Raw genomic sequence first — 21638 nt, forward strand, 5'->3', positions numbered from 1 at the left:
GGCGGTTACGGGCCGATTTTCGCTGGAAATAAGACAAAACCGGGGTCAGGGCAACACATCTTCGTGTTGGAAAATCATTATAACCTATTGATGAATATGAGATTAATTAATTTTCATTCAAACACTACTTATGCTTCGTGGATGTACTTTTTAATTCCGTAGTCTCGTAGCAAGTAGCCTGGATGGAGCTTGCGGAATCCAGGGTTTCGGAGCATTGATTAACCCGTATTCCGCTACGCTGCATACGGGCTGCGTGGTTTCGAACACCTTAATGGTGCGGTATCGGCAATTTGCCGAACATCAATAATCGACCGGCAACCTCGCCGCCAATTCATCCCACCGAATCACAATCTCCGACACACGCCGACCTGGGTTTCGCCATGAATTCGTAGAGTCCGGGCTTGCTGTATCCGCCGTTCTCTAACAGGTACACGGTCAACACCCGGGTGGTACTTACTTTTTCACCGTCGTGACTTTTCGACGGCGGAAATTTCTTTGCGAACCGGATAACGTCGAATTGCTACGCGCCGCATTCCGGGCCGTTAAATCGGCTCCATCCTTTTACGATTGACGCTTTCGTGCTGCTGCCGGATCACCTGCACTGTATTTGGACGCTGCCGCCGGGCGACCATAATTATTCGATGCGCTGGAACGTGATCAGAAACTATTTTACCCGTCGTTGCCCGGATGCTCTCAAATTACCGCCCTCTGCATCCCAACGACGAAAACGGGCGCAAACTATTTAGCAATCGCGTTACTGGGAACACCAAATCCGGGACGACCGTGACTTGAAAAAACATTGCGACTACATCCATTGGAATCCGGTGAAACATGGCTTGGCATCCCATCCCGGTGCGTGACCCTATTCGAGCTTTCACCGCTTCCTTGGTGTTGGGCTTTATCCGCCAAATAAGCAGGCGCTTCCGGGGATTGAGGAGGGCGATACTTATGGGGAATAAAGCTGTAGGGCGGGTTGCTACACGAAACCGCTCTACGTCCTGTAGATTTTTAATCCCTATTTCCTGAGTTCTAAGTGGGGCATAGTTATAGCTCCATCCCGGACGTTTTGGCGCCGCCACTATCTCTGGCTTCAGCGAAAAGCCTGCGGATGGGGTAACATACACCGTCCGGCGTTGAACTTCGGCTGGGCAATATATAATGTTTGGACTTGGCGTGAGGAGATTTTTGCTGTCTTGTGCTTGTCCATTCCACTTTTACTACCGTCGTTTTGCTGAGAAAAAATATGCGAACATTTAAACAACAGATTAAACAAATCCTGGCTTTTTTACTTTTCATCGCAATTTTTTCAAATTACAGCTCTGTTTTTGCTGAAACGGCTGAGACAAAGGATGAAAATGCCCATCACAGCCAAAAGAGTCTTGATTGGCCGGGCGTTTATCGCGGGTTTTTACCCTGTGAAGATTGTAAAGGCGTTAAAGCGACGCTCGCTTTGAACAAAAACAACACTTATATCTTGATCACTCAATATGTGGGCAAATCAGAAAGGGAGTTTGTGGAAAAAGGGAAATTTACTTCGGACAATGAACGCAATATGGTTGTTTTAACGCCACGCGATAGCTCAACTACACGGCAATATGTTGTCGGCGAAAATATGCTTACTCAGCTCGATAACACTGGCAATCTTATCTCCGGAAAACTTGCAGAACGCTATATTTTACGTAGAACTGATATAAAAGAATCAGCGCCGTCACACTCGGCGCATTAAGCAACTCCAAGCGGGACGGAGCCTGTCATTCCGTCCCAAATGTTTTGGACGCGGTCGCTACTTTTGGTTTGCCAAACGTCAATAATCAACCGGCAACCGCGCCGTCAATTCATCCCACCGAATCACAATATCCGGCAATACGCTGACCTGGGTTTCGCCATTTAATTCGTAGAGTTCGGGCTTACCGTATTCGCCGTCGATCAAACGGTAAACGGTTAGCACCCGATCTACCGGGTGAACCAGCCAATATTCTTTGACGCCATGGCGTTCGTAAAGATTACGTTTTTTGATCTGGTCGTGTCCGGCCGTGGATGGCGACAACACTTCCACGATCCAGTCCGGCGCACCGCGCACGCCGCGCCGATCCAGTTTATTGCTATCGCAGACTACTAATACGTCCGGCTGCACGACGGTGTTGATATTTTCGTCCGCTTCATCGTGCATCGGTAGGCGAACATCGACCGGCGCGATGAAAGCGCGGCAAGGTTTCCCGACTAAAATGTTAGCTGCTTGCCGGTAAATCTCCCCCGCCACATCCTGATGCGCCAGATCGGGAGCCGGAGCCATCGCATAGGCGCTGCCATTGATCAGTTCATAGCGGCTATCATCAGGCCAAGTCAGATAATCGCCGTAACAGTGATGTTGAGTATCTTTTAATGCTAAAGCCATATCGGTTTCCTCATGTATTTCGTGCAGATCCGCATTGATTGAAAAGCATAACATAGCAGATATGCTCCAGATATTATTTTGGGGTTTTGGTCTATTTACGAGTGCAAAAATTGCCATGATTAAGCAACAGGCCAGTCTCGGTTTCTGCTATCAACTTAAAGTGAGATAAATCAGGAGTACAGGCTTTGCCTACATGGACAGATATTTGCTTCGAGGCAACTGCTCCTGCGTTGCTCTACTACAGGCCATCCATGGCCTTATGCAATATCTGCATTGACCTCCACGGATGGAGGAAATGCCGCAAGGTTGCCTGGAGCAATCGCGGCCATCACATCCATGTGGATTATGTAGGTAACGCAGGAGCAGTTGCCGAGGAGCGGAAGCTTTGCCGGTCCGCAAGCAGGGCTTGCGCGCGCCCTATTTCATAAAGTATTCCAGCTTAGATTTTGCCGGAAGTGGCTATGTGTGTAATCGAACAGACGGATCTTGGTTGCAGGTATAAATTTACAGTACAGGCGAGGAATGGCGGAGGCGATTAGTCTACTAAGTTGATATATGGCCTTGCCTGACCAATGATCCCTATAACCCGCTCAGATTGAGCTAACAGGAGCAAGATTATGATTAGATCCAACGTTAATACCGACGCAATCAAGCCTGATATGCCTGTCGTCTGTTCTCAAGACGGCCAGTTTGCCACTGTCGATCACATGGAGGGCCAGGATGTCATCAAGTTGAATAAAGATAAGTCCGGGCAGCACCATTACATTCCGGTAAGCTGGGTAACCTCAACCGAAGGCGGCAAGATTAAGGTGGACCGTCCGGGTGATCAAGCTATGAAGGAGTGGTCGACAACTCCCTCGATACATTAATAAATATACCAGCTCCATGCTGTTGACCTGGGGTTGTCAAAATGACTGTTGGCTGGGCGAGGGGTTGAAGCGCTTTTGTTGTTCGCTTCGTATTCCGCTCAGTTAACGGTTAAGGCAGCAGTATGACTCTCCCATCCGGTAAAAATAAAAAAGGCGTCGTTATGAAAGGTTTTGTGCAGAATATCGAAGATCTTACTGTCAAGAATGAGGAGTTTCGCCGAGTACTGTACACGGCAAAACACTGTCAGCTTGTTGTGATGGCGTTAAAGCCCAAGGAAGAGATCGGAGCCGAAGTTCACCAGCTCGACCAGTTTTTTCGCGTAGAGGAGGGAAGCGGTGAGGTGGTGCTTGATGGCGTTCGGACCTCCATCCGGGAGGACTTCGCGATAATCGTTCCAGCCGGGATGAACCACAACATCATTAATACCGGTAGCGTTCCGCTAAAGCTTTATACGCTATATGCACCGCCGAATCATCGGGACGGCGTCGTCCATCATAGCCGCGATGATGCGGAAGCCGATAACGAACATTTTGATGGTAAGACTACAGAATAGATAAATTGGCTGGGAGTTAAGTGGATATTCGCCATAGAGAAGAGGCTTTTATTAACGGCTAACTTCCATAACGACCGCGTCGATGCCATTCTCCCTTAACCGGCTCCGGATAGTGCTAACGCTGGTCATCTGGGTATAAGGGCCCATTTTGACCCGATTCCAGATCACGTTACCGACTTTTGCCTTTTCCACCCTGGATTCAATGCCCATTAACGCCAGCTTGGCCCTTAGGCTGTCGGCGTCTTTAAATTCCCTGAACGAACCGGCCTGCAAAATATAACTGGCGATTTTTGCCTGTCCTACCCGCTCTTCTCTGGCGCGCGTGTTGATTTCGTAATCCGGCACGATGACTTCCTTTTCCGGCAGGATGGTATAAAAATCAAATTGCGGCAACACCGGCCCCGGCTCAGGTTTTTTCTCCTGCTTGGGCGCTTCGGCTTTTGTCTCTTCCGGCTTGGCAGATATATTTTGCTCAGGGCTTACTTGCTTTGAGCCGGTGCTGCGCAAATAAACCAGAAAGACTACAAACGAAATAATCAATGCGGTAATCAGCATCCATCGCCACAGGCTGAGGCTTTTTGGGCCTGTGTTCTGCCTGTACGAGGAGGTATTCTTACTCTGCGTTCTATGTTTGTAGTCTTTAGCCATCTTACATTGCTTCAGGTGTGTTGATATTCAGCAAGTCCAAGCCGTTTGCCAACACCTGTTTTACAGCGCAGATCAAATTGAGCCTTGCATTGCGAATTTTGGCATCATCAACAAGAAATTGATGCGCATTATAGTAAGTATGGAACTCGGTCGCCAATTCGCGCAGGTATTGAATCAGTTGATGCGGTTCGTACTGCAATGCCGCCCGTTCCAGCGTTTCCGGATAGCGCGACAAGGTTCCCAGCAGGTTGGTTTCATGCTCTTCGGTCAGCAGCGCCAGGTTGGTCATGCCCAGCAGCAGATCCCGCTCCAGGTTTTTCTCGTCCAACTGACGTAACACGCTGCACACTCTGGCGTAGGCATACTGCACATAAAATACCGGGTTCTCGTTGGACCGGGAGGTCGCCAGCTTCAGGTCGAAGTCCATGTGCTGTTCCGACCGGCGCATCACATAAAAGAAACGCGCCGCATCTTTGCCCACCTCATTGCGCAATTGCCGCAAGGTGACAAACTCGCCGGAGCGGGTCGACATTTGCACTTTTTCTTCGCCGCGATACAGCGAGGCAAACTGCACCAGCAGCACTTTTAATTTCGATTCATCGGCGCCCAAAGCCGTCATAGCCGCTCTGACGCGAGGTATGTAGCCATGATGATCGGCGCCCCAAACGTTGATGATCCGGTCGAAACCGCGGTCCAGTTTGTTCATGTGGTAGGCGATATCGGACGCAAAATAGGTGGATTGGCCGTTGTCGCGGACCACCACCCGGTCTTTTTCGTCGCCTAAATCGGCGCAGGCAAACCAAGTCGCGCCATCTTTTTCATAGAGATGGCCGCTGTCACGCAAGCGTTGCAGTGCTTTTTCCACCGAACCGTCATCCATCAACTGGCGTTCTGAAAACCATTCCTGATAATTAACGCCAAACTCGCTTAAGTCGATTTTGATGTCATCCAGAATATTGTCCAAGCCTATTTGAAAAAAGTCCTGATATAGCGATGCCCCCAGTAAGGTTTTAGCGCGGGCTATCAGCGCATCGATATGTTCTTCTTTGTCGCCGCCCGCAGGTTCATCGAGAGGAATGTCTTCAAACACCAGCTCTGCCGGTCTGCGATAATCATTGTTAGTGTTGTTGTGAATGTCGTTAGCGATTTCGCGCACATATTCGCCGCGATAACCGTTGCTGGGGAAATGCACGACTTCGCCGCATTCTTCGAGGTATCTGAGCCAGATGCTGGTGGCAAGAATATCCATCTGCCGCCCGGCGTCGTTGACATAATATTCGCGATGCACGTCAAAGCCGACTGCATCCAATAAATCGGCAACCACCGAGCCATAGGCGGCTCCGCGTCCATGACCGACATGCAAAGGTCCGGTAGGATTGGCGGAAACGAACTCGACCTGCACTTTTTTACCGGCACCGACATGGCTCAAGCCGAACTTCCGACCTTCGTCGTGGATTTGCTTAACGATCTGATATTGGGCTGTGGGATCGATAAAAAAATTGATAAAGCCGGGCCCCGCCAGTTCAACTTTAATAATTGCGTCATCTTGAGGCAGTGCGGCAATCAGTTTTTCGGCCAGTTGGCGCGGGTTTGTGCTGACTTGTTTAGCCAGCATTAATGCCAGATTCGAAGCAAAATCGCCGTGTTGTGGGTCACGGGTACGGTCAATATTAATGTTCGGGATGATTTCCTGGGCGAGAACACCGTCCGATTTAAGTGTTTCAACGGATTGCAGGATAAGTTCCTCTATCTTTTTTTTCATTGCTTCACTGCGTAGGTTAGATCATGTAAATAGGCGTGCATTATCCATTAAAATCATTCGATTATCCATTCAAACAAAATCAATAGCAATTCATTGGATGACAGAACGGCCAACTTGGCTTCTTGTCTGTGCTGTCCCGTCATGGAAACGAGCGAGGTGCAAAGAGTAAGACAGGGTAATTACGATGCCGCCAAGAAAAGGAGTTAGAGCAAGGTAAAGGGTGTGCCGAGACTTAAATGTTAAGCCTCGGCGGGGGGAGATTTATTTTTTGGTGAAATACATGTAAGTGCCGTACTTATTATCTTTAAGCACCATAGTGGTATCGGTTTTTTCCACTACCGAGTAAACATCATATTTACCTGCTCTGCCCAGTATGCTGACTTTTAAATTGCCGTCTTCAACAATATAGTCAACTGCCGGCGCATCATAGGGGTTGCCTCTGACTTGAGGAATATCTTTTTGGATCAACTGGCTGTTATCGATCACCCAGGTCATGCCCATCGGTTTCTTTTCAGTATCTTCCGGCGATTTTTTTGTATATTCCAAAAACCAGCTGCCGATGATGTCTTTGTTGGACGTCAGGGCACCGGCAAATGCAGTCATGCAAGATAAGCCCAACAAGGATGCCGCAAGTAAGAGTTTGATTTTTTTCATTATGCTTTCCTGAGTTAAAAAACTGAGTATAAAACTACGATTTCTCTAGCAGCGCTATTGTACAAGAAACCTGAGTCGGGCAGCATTTAACTTTGTCTTTGTAGGGTTTCTCTTGCGGTAAAATTTTGCATGCGTGTTAAAAAGGCAAGGCGATATCAGACTTGATCTTTTTCATCAACGGCCTGAACTGCTCTTGAATGCTATTCATGGCGGCTTCCGAGTCGGCCTCGAAACGGATGACCAGCGACGGCGTGGTGTTTGATGCCCGCACCAGCCCCCAGCCGTTCGGAAAGTCGACGCGCAGTCCGTCTATATCGGTGATTTTACCGTCGCTAAACTTGGCTGCCGCTAACAGGCTTTTCATAAAGGTGAAGTTTTCACCTTCCTCCAGCGCGACATTCAATTCCGGGGTACTAACGCTGTCGGGGAAATCGGCAAACACCTCGGCACTGCTGCGTGTGTCTTTGGACATTATTTCGAGCAAACGCGCGGCCGCATATAAGGCATCGTCAAAACCGAACCAGCGGTCATTAAAGTAAATGTGTCCGCTCATTTCACCGGCCAATTTTGCGCCGGTTTCTTTGAGCTTGGCTTTCATTAAGGAATGCCCCGTTTTCCACATTATCGGCCTGCCGCCGTATTTTGTGATCTGATCGGTCAGATGGCGGGAGCATTTAACGTCGTAGATGATTTCCGATCCGGGTTTGCCTGCCAGCACATCTTTGGCAAACAACATCATTTGCCGGTCCGGCCAGATAATCTTGCCGTTTGAATCGACAACGCCCAAACGGTCGCCGTCGCCATCGAAAGCGATGCCGATATCGGCCTTATAATGTTTGACTGTTGCAATCAATTCACTCAGGTTTTTAGGGTTGCTGGGGTCCGGATGGTGGTTAGGGAAAGTCCCGTCGATGTCGCAAAATAGCTCCATGACTTCGCAGCCCAGCGTTTTCAGCAGCATGGGGCCCAGCTCGCCGGCAACGCCGTTGCCGCAGTCCAGCACAACGCTCATAGGCCGGGCAATACGCACATCTTCAGAAATAATGCCGATGTATTCGCTGCTGAAGTGGGTGTTCTGCTCGATGCTGCCGGGTTTGTCCGTGGCATAGGCTTGGCTGTCAATGCAGGCTTTAAGCTGCTGGATTTTTTCGCCGGCCAGCGTTTCGCCGTTGATGACCATTTTCAGGCCGTTATAATCGGCAGGGTTATGGCTGCCGGTAATCATCACGCCGGAGCGCCCTTCGGTGTGCCGCGCCACAAAATAAAGCACCGGCGTAGGCACCATGCCTATATCCAGCACATTGAGTCCGGTTGCAATAATCCCTTTAGCCAGGGCTTCCGCCAATACAGGGCTGGAAGTTCTGCCATCCCGGCCGACCACGATTTTTTTACAGCCCTGCTCTTTAGCCTGGGTGCCCAGTGCGCGGCCAATGTCGTAAACCACTTCTTTAGTCAGTGTCTTGCCGACTATGCCACGGATGTCATAAGCCCTGAAAATGATGTCGGTACCAGCCGCTTTTTTGCTGGAAATGGGCATGTCAAAGAAGTCCGGTACGGTTTTTTCAACGACTTCCGGTTTGTTGAGCGCGACAGCGGGTTGATTGATATGGGGGGCGTCGGCGGGCGCTTTAGGCGGCTGTTCCATGCGTTGCTCTTCCGGCGTAGCGGCTGATTTAACCTCCATGGCTGGAGAAAATGTCGCCAAGCTGTCAGAAACAGGCGCGGCCATGAAATCGTCGAAGCCACCAAAAAAATCGTTCGTTTCGGTAACGATATTACCGTCGGTTACATCGCTGTCCCCATTATCCAGAACCCGCTTGAACTGCGCCAGTGTTGAAATAACGGGGTTAATTTCGGATAACTTAACAGGGTAGGTACCTTGTAATTTGTTAGTCATCATGTCTTTACAGGCTTTTATCACGCTGCCCAGATCGTGCTTCAGCAGCGTTGAGAGCTTCCGGTACCCCATAAAAAAAGCCAGCAGCGTTAATAACGCCGGGAAAATAACTATGCCGGCAATGAGCGCCAGCCCTTCAGAACTTGCACTGTCGGCAGACTGGTAATGAAGTTGCCAGCCGGTATTGGCTACGGGCACTTGCGCATCGCTGTTTTGCTCTGCTCTAACCGGTGCGCCGGCAGCACCTAATACCAGTGTTGCTTGTTTCAGTTCAATATGCCCGTCTTTTAGCTCCGCTGCCTGAACGATTTTACTGATAAAGTCGTATTTCAAGCTGGCCAGAATGACGCCGACCACTTGACCATTCTGCATAATGCCACGGGCGATAGCCAGATGCCGGTCAGGCCCGTTATCGCCTTGTATGGCCGGCAATTGATTCTTGGTAAACGTTTCCCGCACCATGTCCAGGTCGGCATAACCCATTTTGGGCACGCTTTTGTCATCAAGCTCGCTGACGCCGGGCAATAACAGCCTGACCTTCAGAATGAAGGGCAAATGCTTTTCAAGTTTTTCAGACACTAAGGTTAATTGGGCGGCGTCTGCGCTGGTGACCGCTGCCAACACTTCGGGGTCCTGCGCCATTTTTTCCAGTGTGTCGGTTAACAGATTGATCTGTGCCGATATGCCTAATGCGACGCTCTTTGCGATTGCTGCCGTTGAGTCTTGCTTTGATTGCGTAATTTGGGACGCGCCGATCCAGTAAACGCCGACTCCGGCGGTTAAAACCATTAAAACAGCCAGCGCTGACAATAAGGAAAATAGTCGTATCATTTATTTATAGCTCCATGGATAACGGCTTAGTGACGACCCGTATGACCAAAACCGCCGATCCCGCGCAAGCTTTGGTCAAACTCGGCGACTTGTTCGAATTCCACCTGCACCACCGGCACAAAAACCATTTGCGCGATGCGCTCGCCGATATTAATCGTAAAGGCAGTGTTGCCCCGGTTCCAGCAGGACACGAAAACCTGTCCCTGATAATCTGAATCGATCAGCCCGACCAGATTGCCCAACACGATACCGTGTTTATGCCCCAGACCGGATCTGGGCAACAAAACCGCGGCTAATTGATGATCATCGATATGAATAGCCAGTCCGGTGGGAATCAGCACTGTCTCGCCCGGTTTCAATTCGACCGGCTCCTCCAGGCAGGCGCGTAAATCCAGCCCCGCCGAACCGGATGTCGCATACTCAGGCAACGGAATGTCTTTGCCCAGGCGACCGTCCAGAATTTTAAGCTGTATTTTTGTTGTGCCTTTCATGTTCCATTCTCTCTGAGATTAAGCTGATGAGTTGTTCGGCCAAGCGATTTTTGTCGGTCATTTCCAGGGTTCTTTGACCCTCTTTCCAGAATACCTGCAATGCGTTTTGCTCGCTGTCAAAGCCGCCCTGATCGCGCCCCACCCAATTGGCCGCAATCATATCCAGGTTTTTTCGCGCCAATTTGTCCAGCGCGTATTGTTCAAGATCATGGGTTTCCGCGGCAAATCCGACCGTGAACGGGCGGTTAGGAAGTTGCGCAACTTCCGCCAGAATGTCTCTGGTTTTTTGCAGCGCTAACGTTAGCGTGGTTTGGCTGTCCTGTTTTTTTATTTTTTCGTTTTCCATGAGGGCAGGGCTGTAATCTGCAACAGCCGCCGCGCCGATGTAAATATCATGTTCCGGGGCTTTGGCGATAACCGCCACATGCATTTGCGCGGCGGTTTCTACGTTGATCACATCGGCACCGGCAGGCGCGGCCAGCGATACCGGGCCGCTGACCAGCGTGACCTTGGCGCCCGCTTTGAGTGCGGCCTTGGCGAGCGCATAGCCCATTTTTCCGGAACTGCGATTGGTGATGTAGCGGACGGGGTCCAAAGGTTCGCGGGTCGGACCGGCGCTGATTAAAACCTTGAACCCGCTTAAACATTGCGCGGTCGGTTCAGCCATTAAACGGTCGCAGATTTCCGCAGGCTCGGACATCCGGCCGAAGCCGGTTTCGCCGCAAGCCTGATCGCCTTGTTCGGGGCCGATCACGATAACGCCGTGGTTTTTGAGTTTTTGGATGTTTTCTTGGGTGACCGGTTTATGCCACATGGCCTGATTCATCGCCGGGGCAATGTAAACAGGACAGGTTGCCGCCAGATACAAGGTCGATAATAAATCGTCAGCCAGGCCGTGGCTGCACTTTGCAAGGGTATTGGCCGTTGCCGGGGCGATAATCAATGCATCGGCCCAGCGCGCCAGATTAATATGCCCCATCGAATTTTCTTCATCCGCATCAAGCAGTTCGCTATGCACCGGATGGCCGGACAGCGCCTGGAAAGTCAGCGGGCTGACAAACTGCATGGCTGATCGGGTCATCACTACGCGCACTGTAGCGCCCTGTTTTCGCAACAGTCTGACTAGCTCAGCCGACTTGTAGGCAGCAATGCCGCCACTGACAGCCAATAAAATATGCTTGTTAATAGTCATGCCCGGAAAGTTGAACAAATGATGACATTATGGCAAGGATGAGAAAATTCTTCTATGCTTAATTCCTATCGTATAGAGGAAAGCCCATGTCTATTAAAGATTGGTCGGCTGAAGATCGACCTAGAGAAAAACTGTTGCGGCGCGGTTCAGCCGCTTTAACCGATGCGGAACTGCTGGCTATTTTCCTGCGTACCGGCTTGCCCGGTAAATCCGCAGTTGACCTGGCTCGTGAGTTGTTGAGCAATTTCGGTTCATTGAAAGCTTTATTGGGCGCCGACCAGCAAAGTTTTTGCGAGGGCAAAGGCTTGGGCGAGGCCACTTATGTCCAGCTCCAGGCCGTGCTGGAAATGGCCCGGCGACATTTTAAGGAAGCCTTGCAGCGCGGCGATGCGTTAACCAGTCCGGACATCACCCGTTCCTATCTCAGCGCGCAGTTGCGCGGCTACAGCTATGAGGTGTTTGCCTGCCTGTTTCTTGATAACCAGCACCGGGTCATCCAACTGGATGAATTGTTCAGAGGCACCCTAGACGGCGCCAGCGTTTATCCGCGGGAGGTTGCCAGGCAGGCGCTGCGCCATAATGCGGCAGCGGTCATTTTCGCCCATAACCACCCGTCCGGCATTTCCGAACCCAGCCAGGCCGATAAACACATTACCGAAAAGCTTAAGCAGGCCTTAGCCTTGTTTGATATACGGGTGCTGGATCATTTTATTATCGGTGACGGACAGCCTTATTCGTTTGCAGAGCATGGTTTGTTGTGATGAAAATGGCTGGCTTTTTAAAGTCAAAAAGCGGAAATACCTGAGGCTCTGCTTAATGCCGCGCATCCAGCTCAATAGCGGGTCAACTTAATAGGTATCAGCACTTATTGATTGAATAAATTGGATGACTTACCCTAAATATCGCTTATGCAACACCAACTTATTTTTGAGGAATGAAACCATACCCCGGCAAAATGTAAAGCACCGTCTTTTTCGCCGTGATGAAAACTTTCAAAAAATGGTGTTATGGAGCAATGACTGATTGGAATTTAATGTCTTGCCTTTAGTAATAAAAATGTCGGCCGATAAGGAGTGCTAGATCGACATTGCCGACATGATTGAAGCGCAAGCATAAGTTTGTAAATTCGCTTTGAGGAAATTATCATGAAAAACATAGCATGGATATTTAACATCATTGTTCAAATCACATTAATGGTAGTGCTGCTCTTTGACCGTAAGTCTTATTTGCACTGCATTGACCTTGACCGCTAATTAACACGGAATAGAACGATTCTTGGATTTTTATGAATTAAGTTGGGCCAGTTCCCAGACTTTTTTCAGGGACTGGCCCCAGGCTATATGAGGAGAGTTCTTAATGTTAAGGGTAGTTTATATGCGGGTTGGATTTAAATCCCAATAATGAAAAAGAACATGGTCTTAACAAAGCAAAATAATAGCTACTTGCTATGCTCGCCTTTCTTTAATCTAGCGGAGACTATCTAAATGAAAGACGCAAAGATAACACCTCTGACAATACAGCAATACGCGGATATTTCCGAATATGTTCACGATGAAGTGGACAGGGTCGAGTTCGCCGGAATGATTGCAGCTAAATGTACCAAGCATCCCGAGTATGGCGACATTATCCTTATTTCATCCTCTCATGGTGACTGTTTAATGATTCACTTTGCAGACCTGCAAAAAAATCTAGCCAACAACGAGACTGGTCGGCGCAACGTGAGCGCAGGGCAAATCCGGGGCGCCGAAGACGATGAAAGCCAGGATTCAGGTGATACTTGAAAGTTTAGCGGAACCAGTCTTGCAAGTTGCAGGGTGTATCGTGCCTTGTAAATCAATTTGTTACCCGATAGCAGGAATCTCTTGCGGATGCTTATTAAGGCATAACGTTTGAGCCTTACTCTATCACTTCTACATGGTAGCGATACATTCGGATATCTTCGGACCAGTAGTCAGGCGGCAACCCGGCTTTTTGCTTCAAATACCGCAAAAATTGCTCGGGCTCCGGCAGTTGTTCCCATACCGAGGGCAGAAAGGTCCCGCGCCGGCGGTTTTTTTCCAATGTTAAACCATCTATTCTCGGCGGCAGCTGTTCACGTGTGTTCGCAGCGTTGTAAACTTCCGGCTCTTCCAATATTAAGCCGTCTATGCCCGGTTGCAGTTGAGATATTAAGTCCTGTTCAGAAGTAAATGTAATGGGTTCGGAAGGTGAGAGCAAGGACAGGTATATTTCCAGGTCGCCGAGTTCGTCCGCTTGCAGCGGCGGAAAGCGAGGGTCTCTGAAAGCGGAGGAAAATGCATTTTCGGCAATATCTTCAGCCAGCGGCCTGTAAGCTTCAAGCGTTCCAATGCAGCCGCGCAGTTGATGGTTTCTCTGCAAGGTGACAAAAGTGGCGCGCCGCTCTGTTAATTCTTCGGGATAATCGTCCAAGTTGACCCTTAGGGGGCGGCCTGTCAACACCCCATGCCGAATGGAGCTTCTTGCCAGCTCCAGCAGGCGTTGGCGGTTCGCCTCATTCAATGACATAAGCGCCGTAGCCGACAACGCGGGCCTTATCTCCTGCGGTGTCGCCGGAATTGCGCAGGTCGATGTTTGTTACTGACAGCGACTTTTTCCGGGCCAGTTTCAATAAGCCGCTGACCGGCACTTTACCGCAGGCGGATTCGGAGGCGAGCCGCTCATATTGCAACTGTTCTATGGTTTGGCTGGTTGAGGTATCCATCTGCTTGGCGGTTGCATAATCATGATAATGACTCAGGTCTGAACTGATCACAATCAGCGTTTCATCGCCGCCCCAAAGTGCGTCAAGCACTTGGCTGACTTGGTCCGGCGAGGCCTCGCCGGCAACGATGGGCACTATTTTAAAGTCATCGAGCACTTCTTGTAAGAAAGGCAGATGCACTTCCAGGCTGTGTTCATAGGTGTGGGCCTGCTCGATGTATTCGACAAAAGGCAGTTGGACTATAGTCCGCACGGCCGCCTGATCGACATGGACGCGTCCCAAAGGCGTAGTAAACGTTTCCGCTCTGCTCACGGCCAAGCCCCTGAAAGCTACGCGATGAGAAGGGCCGATAAGCACTACGCGGGTTATCCGGTCATGGGCCTTTCTTAGCCGGGTATAGGCGCTCGCAGCGATCGGGCCGGAATAAATATAACCGGCGTGCGGCGCGATGATGGCTTTGGGCACTTTTTCATCGGTCGCCGCATCACTCAAAAACCGATCCAACATCAAATGAAGTTGCTCTGGATTGGCAGGATAAAAAGAACCTGCTACGGCGGGCTGTCTATTCATTAGCTTGTCCTTTTATGTAATCGATGCAGCTATGTGGAGCAGGGCGGCGATATCTTCCGCAATTAGCACTTGCCGAGTAAATCCTGGCGGCGGTTCCGGAGTCTCAGGCCGTTAGTCCGAGCAAATTATTAGCGAATTATTTAACGGCACGTGATGATAGAGTCAAAGCCATATGGCAACCATACGTATCATTACTTAAGCCTACAAAAATGATTTATTTTATCTTGTGGGTAAGTCATGCTAAAGACAGTAAATAGTAATATACAGAGTTCGTTCTGCAAAATGGCTGATCTATTAAATAAGCCGTGGTGCATTATCGCCTGAATAAAGCGCCGGCCTTTTACTGTTTATTAGCAGAAACAGGAGAATAAACCATGACTGATTTTGTTACCCAAGATACCGTAAAAACCCGTTACTGGCATGTGCTAAACGATGGCCGGATTCAATGCGATCTTTGCCCGAGATTTTGCAAACTGCACAAAGGCCAGCGCGGCCTGTGTTTTGTCAGACAGAACCTGGACGACCAGATTGTAATGACCAGTTACGGCCGCTCCAGCGGCTTTGCGATTGACCCTATCGAAAAGAAACCGCTGAACCATTTCCTGCCCGGCACCTCGGTGTTTTCTTTCGGCACCGCCGGCTGCAACCTGGCCTGCAACTTTTGCCAGAACTGGGACATCAGCAAATCAAGGGAAATGGACACCCTGATGAGCAAGGCATCGCCCGATGCCATTGCACAGGCGGCGAAGGATAACGGCTGCCACAGCGTCGCTTACACCTATAACGATCCGGTGGTTTTCCATGAATATGCGATCGATACGGCCCAGGCCTGCCGGGAACTGGGCATAAAATCGGTGGCGGTATCGGCGGGTTATGTTTGCGCCGAACCCAGAGCCGAATTTTATCAATATATGGATGCGGCCAATATCGATTTAAAAGCTTTTACCGAGCGCTTTTATTACAAAATTGCTGGCGGGCATCTGGACCCCGTGTTGGAAACGATTAAATACATCAAGCACGAAACATCTGTCTGGATGGAACTGACCACCCTGATTATTCCAGACGAGAACGATTCTGAAGCGGAGCTGGAATCAATGACCCAATGGGTGGTCGAGAATTTGGGGCCTGATGTGCCGATGCACTTCACCGCGTTTCATCCTGACTGGAAAATGCGCGACAAGCCGCCTACGCCGCTTTCATCTTTATTGCAGGCGCGGCAAATCGCTTTAAAAAATGGGATACGCTATGCCTACGTTGGCAATGTGCATGATAAGGCGGAAGAAAGCACCTATTGCCACAAGTGCAGAGGACTACTGATAGGCCGTGACTGGTACGAATTGTCCGACTGGAACCTGGATGACTCAGGGAATTGTCGTTTTTGCGGCGCACGTTGCGCGGGGGTGTTCAATCCAAATCCGGGAGACTGGGGAGCGAAGCGAAAAGCGGTTGTTATGGGCTGATCAGTTGCAGTGGTTCATATCAGGTGTGAAACTCTGGACGTGACCTGGCAATTGCCAAAATCAGTCCCAACCGCATCAGTCATGGACGGTCTCAATTCGACCATAAAGAGTTTCAAGTTAACGGTAGATAAAAAGCCAGAAAACTGCCATTTTCCTGGCGATGCAGAAACGCAAGGGCAAGTAACCAGGAAAAAAATAGTTGTCGGAAACGGCAACTGTTTACTGAATGCCTCAGTGAGGCCATTGTCAGCAAATACTTAACTCCTCAACGATAAAACTGGGCTTCGCGGCGCAAATCACCAAGCTGCCGTTCGTGGTAGTAAAGATCATCGCGAAGATGATGGTGTCGGTGATCCAAGTCGCGCAAATCGGAACGAATCCGTTTGCGGTCGTTATCGCTTAATTTTTTGTCGTGCAAATTGCTTTCTTTGCTGGAGATTTCTTGATCAAGCCTATCCAGTTCGGCGCGGTGTTCGTAGATGGAAAAAGCAGCTGAATGATAGCGTGCAAATAAGCCATCTATGGATGGTGGGCAGACATGGCGGTACTGATGCCCACTTAATCCTACGCTGAAAGCATTATCGATTCGGCAATAATCGTGCAATCCTTGTTCGCGACCGGCAAAATACGCCCCATTGTTTATTGCAATGCCATATTCATAACAGGCTTTTACGTGATCTGACAGTCGGCTACTGGTTTCACCAGCGAGTCCATCACGAACCCCCAGTCCAAACCAATCGCCACGACGACAGTCTTCCTGGCTCAAGGTTGCGCAACCTGATAGAAAAATCACACAAAGAACTCCTGTTAAACGATGCAATTGACTTCCCCCTTCTTTAGTTTTCATGGTTTAGTTCGACGACGTATTGCTCAGTTTGTAAAACAGCGTTTAGTTTTCTCCAATCGTCGGCATTGGTTTTTCTAACTAAAGAAAATAAATTCATTTAATAAAAACACTAGAGTAGTCATTTCCAGCTGGAAAGTGTAGACGATCTTTTAGGGTAAAGCTGGCAAATTTTTCACGCTAATTGTCCGGCCAAGCCCAGAGTTACATAGGTCATGAGTTTCGGCTTATCGCCGCTACTCGAACTAATCCAAGACACGGTAATTTCCCCGCCAATAAAAAAATGGCAGCTTGCGTAGAGCGGAATATCGTAATGTATTCCGCTCTAGCAGCGCACTCATTTGGATTAAGCCTTACCTCGTTGATAAAGGCCATTCGGAATAGCGGGTGATCTATAACGCCTATTCCACTCATAGAAGCTGCTTGCTCTGCTTCGTCAAGCGCACCATATCGTTCATCACCCCTCCAATCCGCCGTAAACATTCAACGTATTGATACGGCCGGTGATTTTTCCAATATCTCCAGCTCTTTCAAGCGCAGCAACACAGGATTGCCTTCCATGACTTTCGCGGTGTTATGCAAAGAACGCGTGGCCTGGGTTTTTTTCCTGGCGCTTGATTAAATTCGCTTCGACGAGTTTTTGCGCCTCAACCACCTGGGTCAAAATCGCCTTCATTTCATCGGGCAAAACAATATCGTGCGCGCCGACGGTTTTTACTTCAATACCGTAAACAGTCGCTTTTTCGGCAACGATCGTTAGAACCTGAGTGTCTAAGGATTTTTTATCGGCCAGCAACGCATCCAAAGTTTACGTGCTGACCACCGTCCGGCAACTTGCCGAAGTGCTGCGCGTCTGTCGCGCCAGTCGCAGCTTAGCCGAGGCCGGACGGGTTTTGTTCAATCATAGCCGCACCCAAAAAGCCTGCGCCAACGACTCGCACCGGCTTAAGCAATATTTGCAAAAGCTTGGCTTGGAGTTTCAGTGAATTGTAAAAAGCGCGTAACTAATCAGTATAATGATGGTACTGCCTATCTTACACGGCAGTTCCTTTGAGAAGCTTTCTCAAAGGAATTTTACTTTTATTTCGGGAAGTTAATTTCCTGAGAGTCTATCGTTTTTATCTGCACCGGATTTACGTTCCGGCCCGCAACAAGGAATAATCATGTCTCACATAGTAGTTTGTGCCCTGTACAAATTTGTCACCCTGGAAAATTATCAGGCTTTGCGTCAACCCCTGCACGATGTCATGGAAGCCAATCAGGTTCGCGGCACCTTGCTGCTGGCTGGCGAGGGCATCAACGGCACGATAGCCGGATCACGGCAAGCCATCGACACCGTGCTGGACTGGCTGCGCAACGATCCGCGTCTGGCCGATATCGATCACAAGGAATCGATAACCGACAAACCGCCTTTCAACCGCACCAAAGTCAAACTCAAAAAAGAGATCGTGACGATGGGCGTGGAAGGCATCGATCCCAAGCGCGTGGTGGGAACTTATGTCAGCCCTAAAGATTGGAACAAACTGATTTCAGATCCCGAGGTGATACTGGTGGACACCCGCAACGACTACGAATATCAAGTCGGCACCTTTAAAAACGCCATTAACCCAAATACAACCAGCTTTCGCGAATTTCCCCAGTACATTAAAGAAAACCTCGACCCCGAAAAGCACAAAAAAGTAGCGATGTTCTGCACTGGCGGTATCCGCTGCGAAAAATCGACGGCCTTTTTAAAAGAACAGGGCTTTGACGAGGTTTATCATCTTAAAGGCGGCATATTAAAGTATTTGGAAGAAGTCCCCGCACAGGAAACGCTTTGGCAAGGCGAATGCTTTGTTTTTGACGAGCGAGTGACTGTTAATCTACAGCTTGAAAAAGGCAATTACGACCAATGCAATGCTTGCCGCCTGCCAATCACCGAAGCCGATAAAGCCAGCGAACACTATCAGCAAGGCGTTAGCTGCCCGCATTGTTACGACAAAATCACCGCTGAGCGGAAAACCCGTTTCATGGAGCGTGAAAAGCAAATGGAATTAGCCAGAAAGCGCGGCGAAGCGCATATCGGCGCAGATGCAGCCAAAACGCTGGTGAAAAAACGCGTAGCCAAATTGCAACGGCGGCAGATGCTGGAAAAGCCAGTCTCGTAAATCGGGCATAAATAGCATGCGCCCCGGTCATTGCTTTTCGCTGCCTGCAATAACACTTTTCGGATAATCATTCATGATAGAACCTGTCGCTTTAGAAGACTTCTTTATTACCTTTTTTTCATCCGCATTAATCATACTGGCAGGCGCGGGCTATGCATTATTGTTTTCCTGGTCTAAAGTGAATCCATCAGTTCGCATAAAAATTGCCGCCTATGTTTGTTATGCCGTGTTGGTACTTGCCGTGGCCGAATTAACACGGGCCGCGCATTTTCAAGGTTACTGGCTGATCATTTCGATTGTGATGGTGGTCGGCTATTTTTTTGCACCGATAGGCATTTGGCATCTGTGTGTTAAAACACATGCCGATTCCAATTTAAAAATAACAATAACAACAGAGGATAAGTTATGAATGAAGCACCCTTATGGGCTTCGGAATCATTCTGGAAGAAAACGGCAATCTGGGTAACAGCCGGGTCGTTTTTAATTCTAGTGGTGCTGACCATGGATTCATTAAGCAAAACCAGCGCAGGCAGTAAGCGGGTACCCGCCTACAGTGTCATTAACAAAAAAATCGATTACCAATACGATAAAGAACTGCATAAATTTATGCCGGTTATTGGTGAAGACGAATTTCTGTTCGGTAAACAATACAGCGAAGAGGAAGCGCGGCAATTGGTCGATTTAGGCAAAAAAACCACACAGGCCAAGAACTGTATGAATTGCCATACCCTATTGGGTAATGGCGCTTATTACGCCCCTGATTTGACCAAAGCCTGGCTGGATAAAGGCTGGATTTCCAAGGAAATGCGCGAAGACATGATGGTGAAGTTTTTAATGGATCCTGAAAATAATGCCCGTACTTATGGCAGCAACCGGAAAATGCCGAATTTGAAGATCACCGAACAGGAAGCAAAAGGCGTTATTGCTTTTTTAAAGTGGATGTCGAGCATTGATACCAACGGCTTCCCCTATAACTTCAAAACCATTAATGCCGAGGAATGAGCATGAATACAAGTGGATTAAATGGAGTCATTCAACATGCGACCGCTTTAGGTGATAAGTCGCGTGTCTATCTCAATAATTTCAAAGCATGGGTGCAGTTGGACAGCAGTAATTTAAGCGATGGGCAGCAACTGGCCGTTAAATATTTCACCGTTGCCGTTATTTTGTTTTTTGCGCAAATTCTGTTCGGCCTGGTGGCCGCGACACAATTTATCTTCCCCGGCTTTCTTTATGAAATCCTGGATTTCAGCGTCAACCGCATGATCCATATCAACGCGATGGTTGTGTGGATGCTGTATGGTTTTATCGGCTGCGTTTACTGGTTTCTTGAAGACGAGAGCGGCACGGAAATTGTCGGCCTGAAACTGGGTAATATCGCCTTCTGGGTGCTCACCGGCGCCGTTACCCTGGTGGTGCTGGTTTACTTATTGGTGCAGATAGGCCCCGGCAAGGATTCCAGCCTTTGGTTTATCAACGAAGGCCGCGAATATATTGAAGCGCCGCGTTGGGCGGACATCGGCATCGTGGTGGTCATGCTGATCTTTTTCTATAATGTGGTCGCCACCTTCAGCAAAGGCAAATGGTCGGGTATCGCCGGGGTTCTAACCCTCGATTTGGTGGCATTGGCGGGTCTATATACTGCCGGCATGTTTTATATGACCAACATCACCCACGAGCAATACTGGTGGTGGTGGGTCATCCATTTGTGGGTCGAAGCAACCTGGGAAGTGTTGGTAGGCGTGATTATGGCCTGGTCGCTGATGAAACTGTTAGGCGTCAGACGCAAAATCGTCCAAACCTGGCTGTATATTGAAGTCGCCTTGATGTTCGGCTCGGGTATTTTAGGCTTGGGGCATCATTATTTTTGGATCGGAACCCCTGAATACTGGCTGACCATCGGCGGTTTTTTCTCGGCGCTCGAACCCATTCCACTGGTCGCCATGGTGGTTCATGCGGTTTACGATTCCGGCAGCCACGCCCTTAAAAGCGGCAACCACCCCGCCTTAGCCTGGATTATCGCCCAAGCCTTCGGTAATTTCTTTGGCGCCGGCGTCTGGGGCTTTATGCACACCCTGCCGCAAATCAATCTGTATACCCATGGCACCCAGTGGTCGGCATCACATGGCCATTTGGCATTTTTCGGCGCTTACGCCACGATTAACATCGCCTTCTTTTACCTGGCCATACAACACTGGCGCGGCGATGTCTGGATGGGCAGCGGCAGCCAGAATGCCTGGCGTTGGAAATGGGCTTTAGGTTTGCTCAATGGCGGCGTTCTCGGTATGACGATAGCGCTATTGATAGCGGGTTACGAACAATCCTTTATCGAACGGGCTGTGGAAGGCTCAACCTGGGGCGGCTACTTTACCGCGCAAAACCATCCGTCATTTCAAAGCGCGATGATCTGGCGCTTGTTTTTTGGCGGCATGACCTTTGCCGGATTTGTTTTGTTAGTCTGGGATTTGCTAACCATAGGCAAGGGTGAAACCAGAAAAGCGCCGGAAATTATTGAAAGTTAAAGCCGCGTGACAAGGTTCGGCGGTGTCCGGTTCCGATGCGCCGGACGCCGCTTTTAAAACCAATCCATGAAGAACAAGGG

Annotated in this window: 22 protein-coding genes; 11 read left to right on the forward strand and 11 right to left on the reverse strand. The window is 49.3% G+C overall.

The genetic code is table 11. The features are described from left to right. Nucleotides 1-1243: 1243 nt before the first annotated feature. A complete protein-coding gene (locus M0R47_RS11870) occupies nt 1244-1726 on the forward strand; it encodes a copper resistance protein NlpE (RefSeq protein ID WP_292554873.1) in 483 nt (160 codons plus the stop codon). 78 nt (nt 1727-1804) lie between these two features. Here M0R47_RS11870 and M0R47_RS11875 read toward each other — a convergent pair whose 3' ends face one another. Further along, nucleotides 1805-2395, reverse strand: a complete 591-nt coding sequence (locus M0R47_RS11875; protein ID WP_292554875.1) for a Uma2 family endonuclease — start codon at nt 2393-2395, stop codon at nt 1805-1807. A gap of 617 nt (nt 2396-3012) precedes the next feature. Here M0R47_RS11875 and M0R47_RS11880 point away from each other — a divergent pair. Next, on the forward strand, nt 3013-3264 hold the full coding sequence (locus tag M0R47_RS11880; RefSeq protein ID WP_292554877.1) for a DUF2171 domain-containing protein: 252 nt from the start codon (nt 3013-3015) through the stop codon (nt 3262-3264). A 122-nt stretch (nt 3265-3386) separates the two neighbouring features. Then, entirely contained in the window at nt 3387-3818 is a 432-nt protein-coding gene (locus tag M0R47_RS11885; protein ID WP_292554880.1) for a cupin domain-containing protein, read from the forward strand. A gap of 51 nt (nt 3819-3869) precedes the next feature. Here the strand turns inward: M0R47_RS11885 and M0R47_RS11890 are convergent, their stop codons facing one another. The 6 genes from M0R47_RS11890 to coaBC form a co-directional block, all read right to left on the reverse strand. Beyond that, on the reverse strand, nt 3870-4466 hold the full coding sequence (locus M0R47_RS11890; RefSeq protein ID WP_292554883.1) for an SPOR domain-containing protein: 597 nt from the start codon (nt 4464-4466) through the stop codon (nt 3870-3872). Between the two features lies 1 nt (nt 4467). Then, complete coding sequence (argS, locus tag M0R47_RS11895) at nt 4468-6228, reverse strand: arginine--tRNA ligase (RefSeq protein ID WP_292554886.1); 1761 nt, start codon at nt 6226-6228, stop codon at nt 4468-4470. A gap of 261 nt (nt 6229-6489) precedes the next feature. Further along, nucleotides 6490-6882, reverse strand: coding sequence for a hypothetical protein (locus M0R47_RS11900; protein WP_292554887.1), 393 nt, complete (start codon nt 6880-6882; stop codon nt 6490-6492). 136 nt (nt 6883-7018) lie between these two features. Next, on the reverse strand, nt 7019-9610 hold the full coding sequence (locus M0R47_RS11905; protein WP_292554889.1) for a phosphomannomutase/phosphoglucomutase: 2592 nt from the start codon (nt 9608-9610) through the stop codon (nt 7019-7021). 26 nt (nt 9611-9636) lie between these two features. Next, on the reverse strand, nt 9637-10101 hold the full coding sequence (gene dut / locus M0R47_RS11910; protein WP_292554892.1) for a dUTP diphosphatase: 465 nt from the start codon (nt 10099-10101) through the stop codon (nt 9637-9639). Next, nucleotides 10073-11293 (reverse strand): bifunctional phosphopantothenoylcysteine decarboxylase/phosphopantothenate--cysteine ligase CoaBC, encoded by a 1221-nt coding sequence (gene coaBC, locus M0R47_RS11915; protein WP_292554894.1) that lies wholly within the window; start codon nt 11291-11293, stop codon nt 10073-10075. The genes dut and coaBC overlap by 29 nt, the downstream gene beginning before the upstream one ends. 86 nt (nt 11294-11379) lie before the next feature. Between coaBC and radC the strand changes: the two genes are divergently transcribed. Beyond that, nucleotides 11380-12054, forward strand: a complete 675-nt coding sequence (gene radC / locus M0R47_RS11920) for a DNA repair protein RadC (RefSeq protein WP_292554897.1) — start codon at nt 11380-11382, stop codon at nt 12052-12054. Between the two features lie 723 nt (nt 12055-12777). Further along, complete coding sequence (locus M0R47_RS11925) at nt 12778-13074, forward strand: hypothetical protein (RefSeq protein ID WP_292554900.1); 297 nt, start codon at nt 12778-12780, stop codon at nt 13072-13074. Nucleotides 13075-13189: 115 nt separating this feature from the next. Here M0R47_RS11925 and amrA read toward each other — a convergent pair whose 3' ends face one another. Both amrA and amrB read right to left on the reverse strand, forming a co-directional pair. Next, nucleotides 13190-13819 (reverse strand): AmmeMemoRadiSam system protein A, encoded by a 630-nt coding sequence (gene amrA, locus M0R47_RS11930; RefSeq protein ID WP_292554903.1) that lies wholly within the window; start codon nt 13817-13819, stop codon nt 13190-13192. Continuing rightward, entirely contained in the window at nt 13806-14585 is a 780-nt protein-coding gene (amrB, locus tag M0R47_RS11935; protein ID WP_292554906.1) for an AmmeMemoRadiSam system protein B, read from the reverse strand. The genes amrA and amrB overlap by 14 nt, the downstream gene beginning before the upstream one ends. A gap of 374 nt (nt 14586-14959) precedes the next feature. On the opposite strand from amrB, the gene amrS reads away from it, so the two are divergent. Then, the gene (gene amrS / locus M0R47_RS11940; RefSeq protein ID WP_292554909.1) at nt 14960-16045 is read left to right on the forward strand and encodes an AmmeMemoRadiSam system radical SAM enzyme; all 1086 of its coding nucleotides are present in this window, start codon (nt 14960-14962) and stop codon (nt 16043-16045) included. Nucleotides 16046-16310: 265 nt separating this feature from the next. Here the strand turns inward: amrS and M0R47_RS11945 are convergent, their stop codons facing one another. Then, nucleotides 16311-16892, reverse strand: a complete 582-nt coding sequence (locus M0R47_RS11945; protein WP_292554912.1) for a DUF2799 domain-containing protein — start codon at nt 16890-16892, stop codon at nt 16311-16313. Nucleotides 16893-17463: 571 nt separating this feature from the next. Further along, a complete protein-coding gene (locus tag M0R47_RS11950; protein ID WP_292554915.1) occupies nt 17464-17694 on the reverse strand; it encodes an SPFH domain-containing protein in 231 nt (76 codons plus the stop codon). A gap of 7 nt (nt 17695-17701) precedes the next feature. Here M0R47_RS11950 and M0R47_RS11955 point away from each other — a divergent pair, with 7 nt between their 5' ends. From M0R47_RS11955 to M0R47_RS11975, 5 genes are all read left to right on the forward strand, one after another. Further along, a complete protein-coding gene (locus M0R47_RS11955) occupies nt 17702-17875 on the forward strand; it encodes a hypothetical protein (RefSeq protein ID WP_292554918.1) in 174 nt (57 codons plus the stop codon). 174 nt (nt 17876-18049) lie between these two features. After that, the gene (locus tag M0R47_RS11960) at nt 18050-19036 is read left to right on the forward strand and encodes a rhodanese-related sulfurtransferase (protein ID WP_366513207.1); all 987 of its coding nucleotides are present in this window, start codon (nt 18050-18052) and stop codon (nt 19034-19036) included. 73 nt (nt 19037-19109) lie between these two features. Next, complete coding sequence (locus M0R47_RS11965) at nt 19110-19445, forward strand: hypothetical protein (protein ID WP_292554922.1); 336 nt, start codon at nt 19110-19112, stop codon at nt 19443-19445. Beyond that, a complete protein-coding gene (locus tag M0R47_RS11970; RefSeq protein ID WP_292554925.1) occupies nt 19442-20038 on the forward strand; it encodes a cytochrome c in 597 nt (198 codons plus the stop codon). The genes M0R47_RS11965 and M0R47_RS11970 overlap by 4 nt, the downstream gene beginning before the upstream one ends. A gap of 2 nt (nt 20039-20040) precedes the next feature. Continuing rightward, nucleotides 20041-21558 carry a cbb3-type cytochrome c oxidase subunit I gene (locus M0R47_RS11975; protein ID WP_292554928.1) on the forward strand — a complete coding sequence of 506 codons (1518 nt, stop codon included), beginning with the start codon at nt 20041-20043 and terminating at the stop codon, nt 21556-21558. The last annotated feature ends 80 nt before the right edge of the window (nt 21559-21638 follow it).

The organism is Methylobacter sp. (assembly GCF_023227905.1).
Lineage (GTDB): Bacteria > Pseudomonadota > Gammaproteobacteria > Methylococcales > Methylomonadaceae > Methylobacter_A.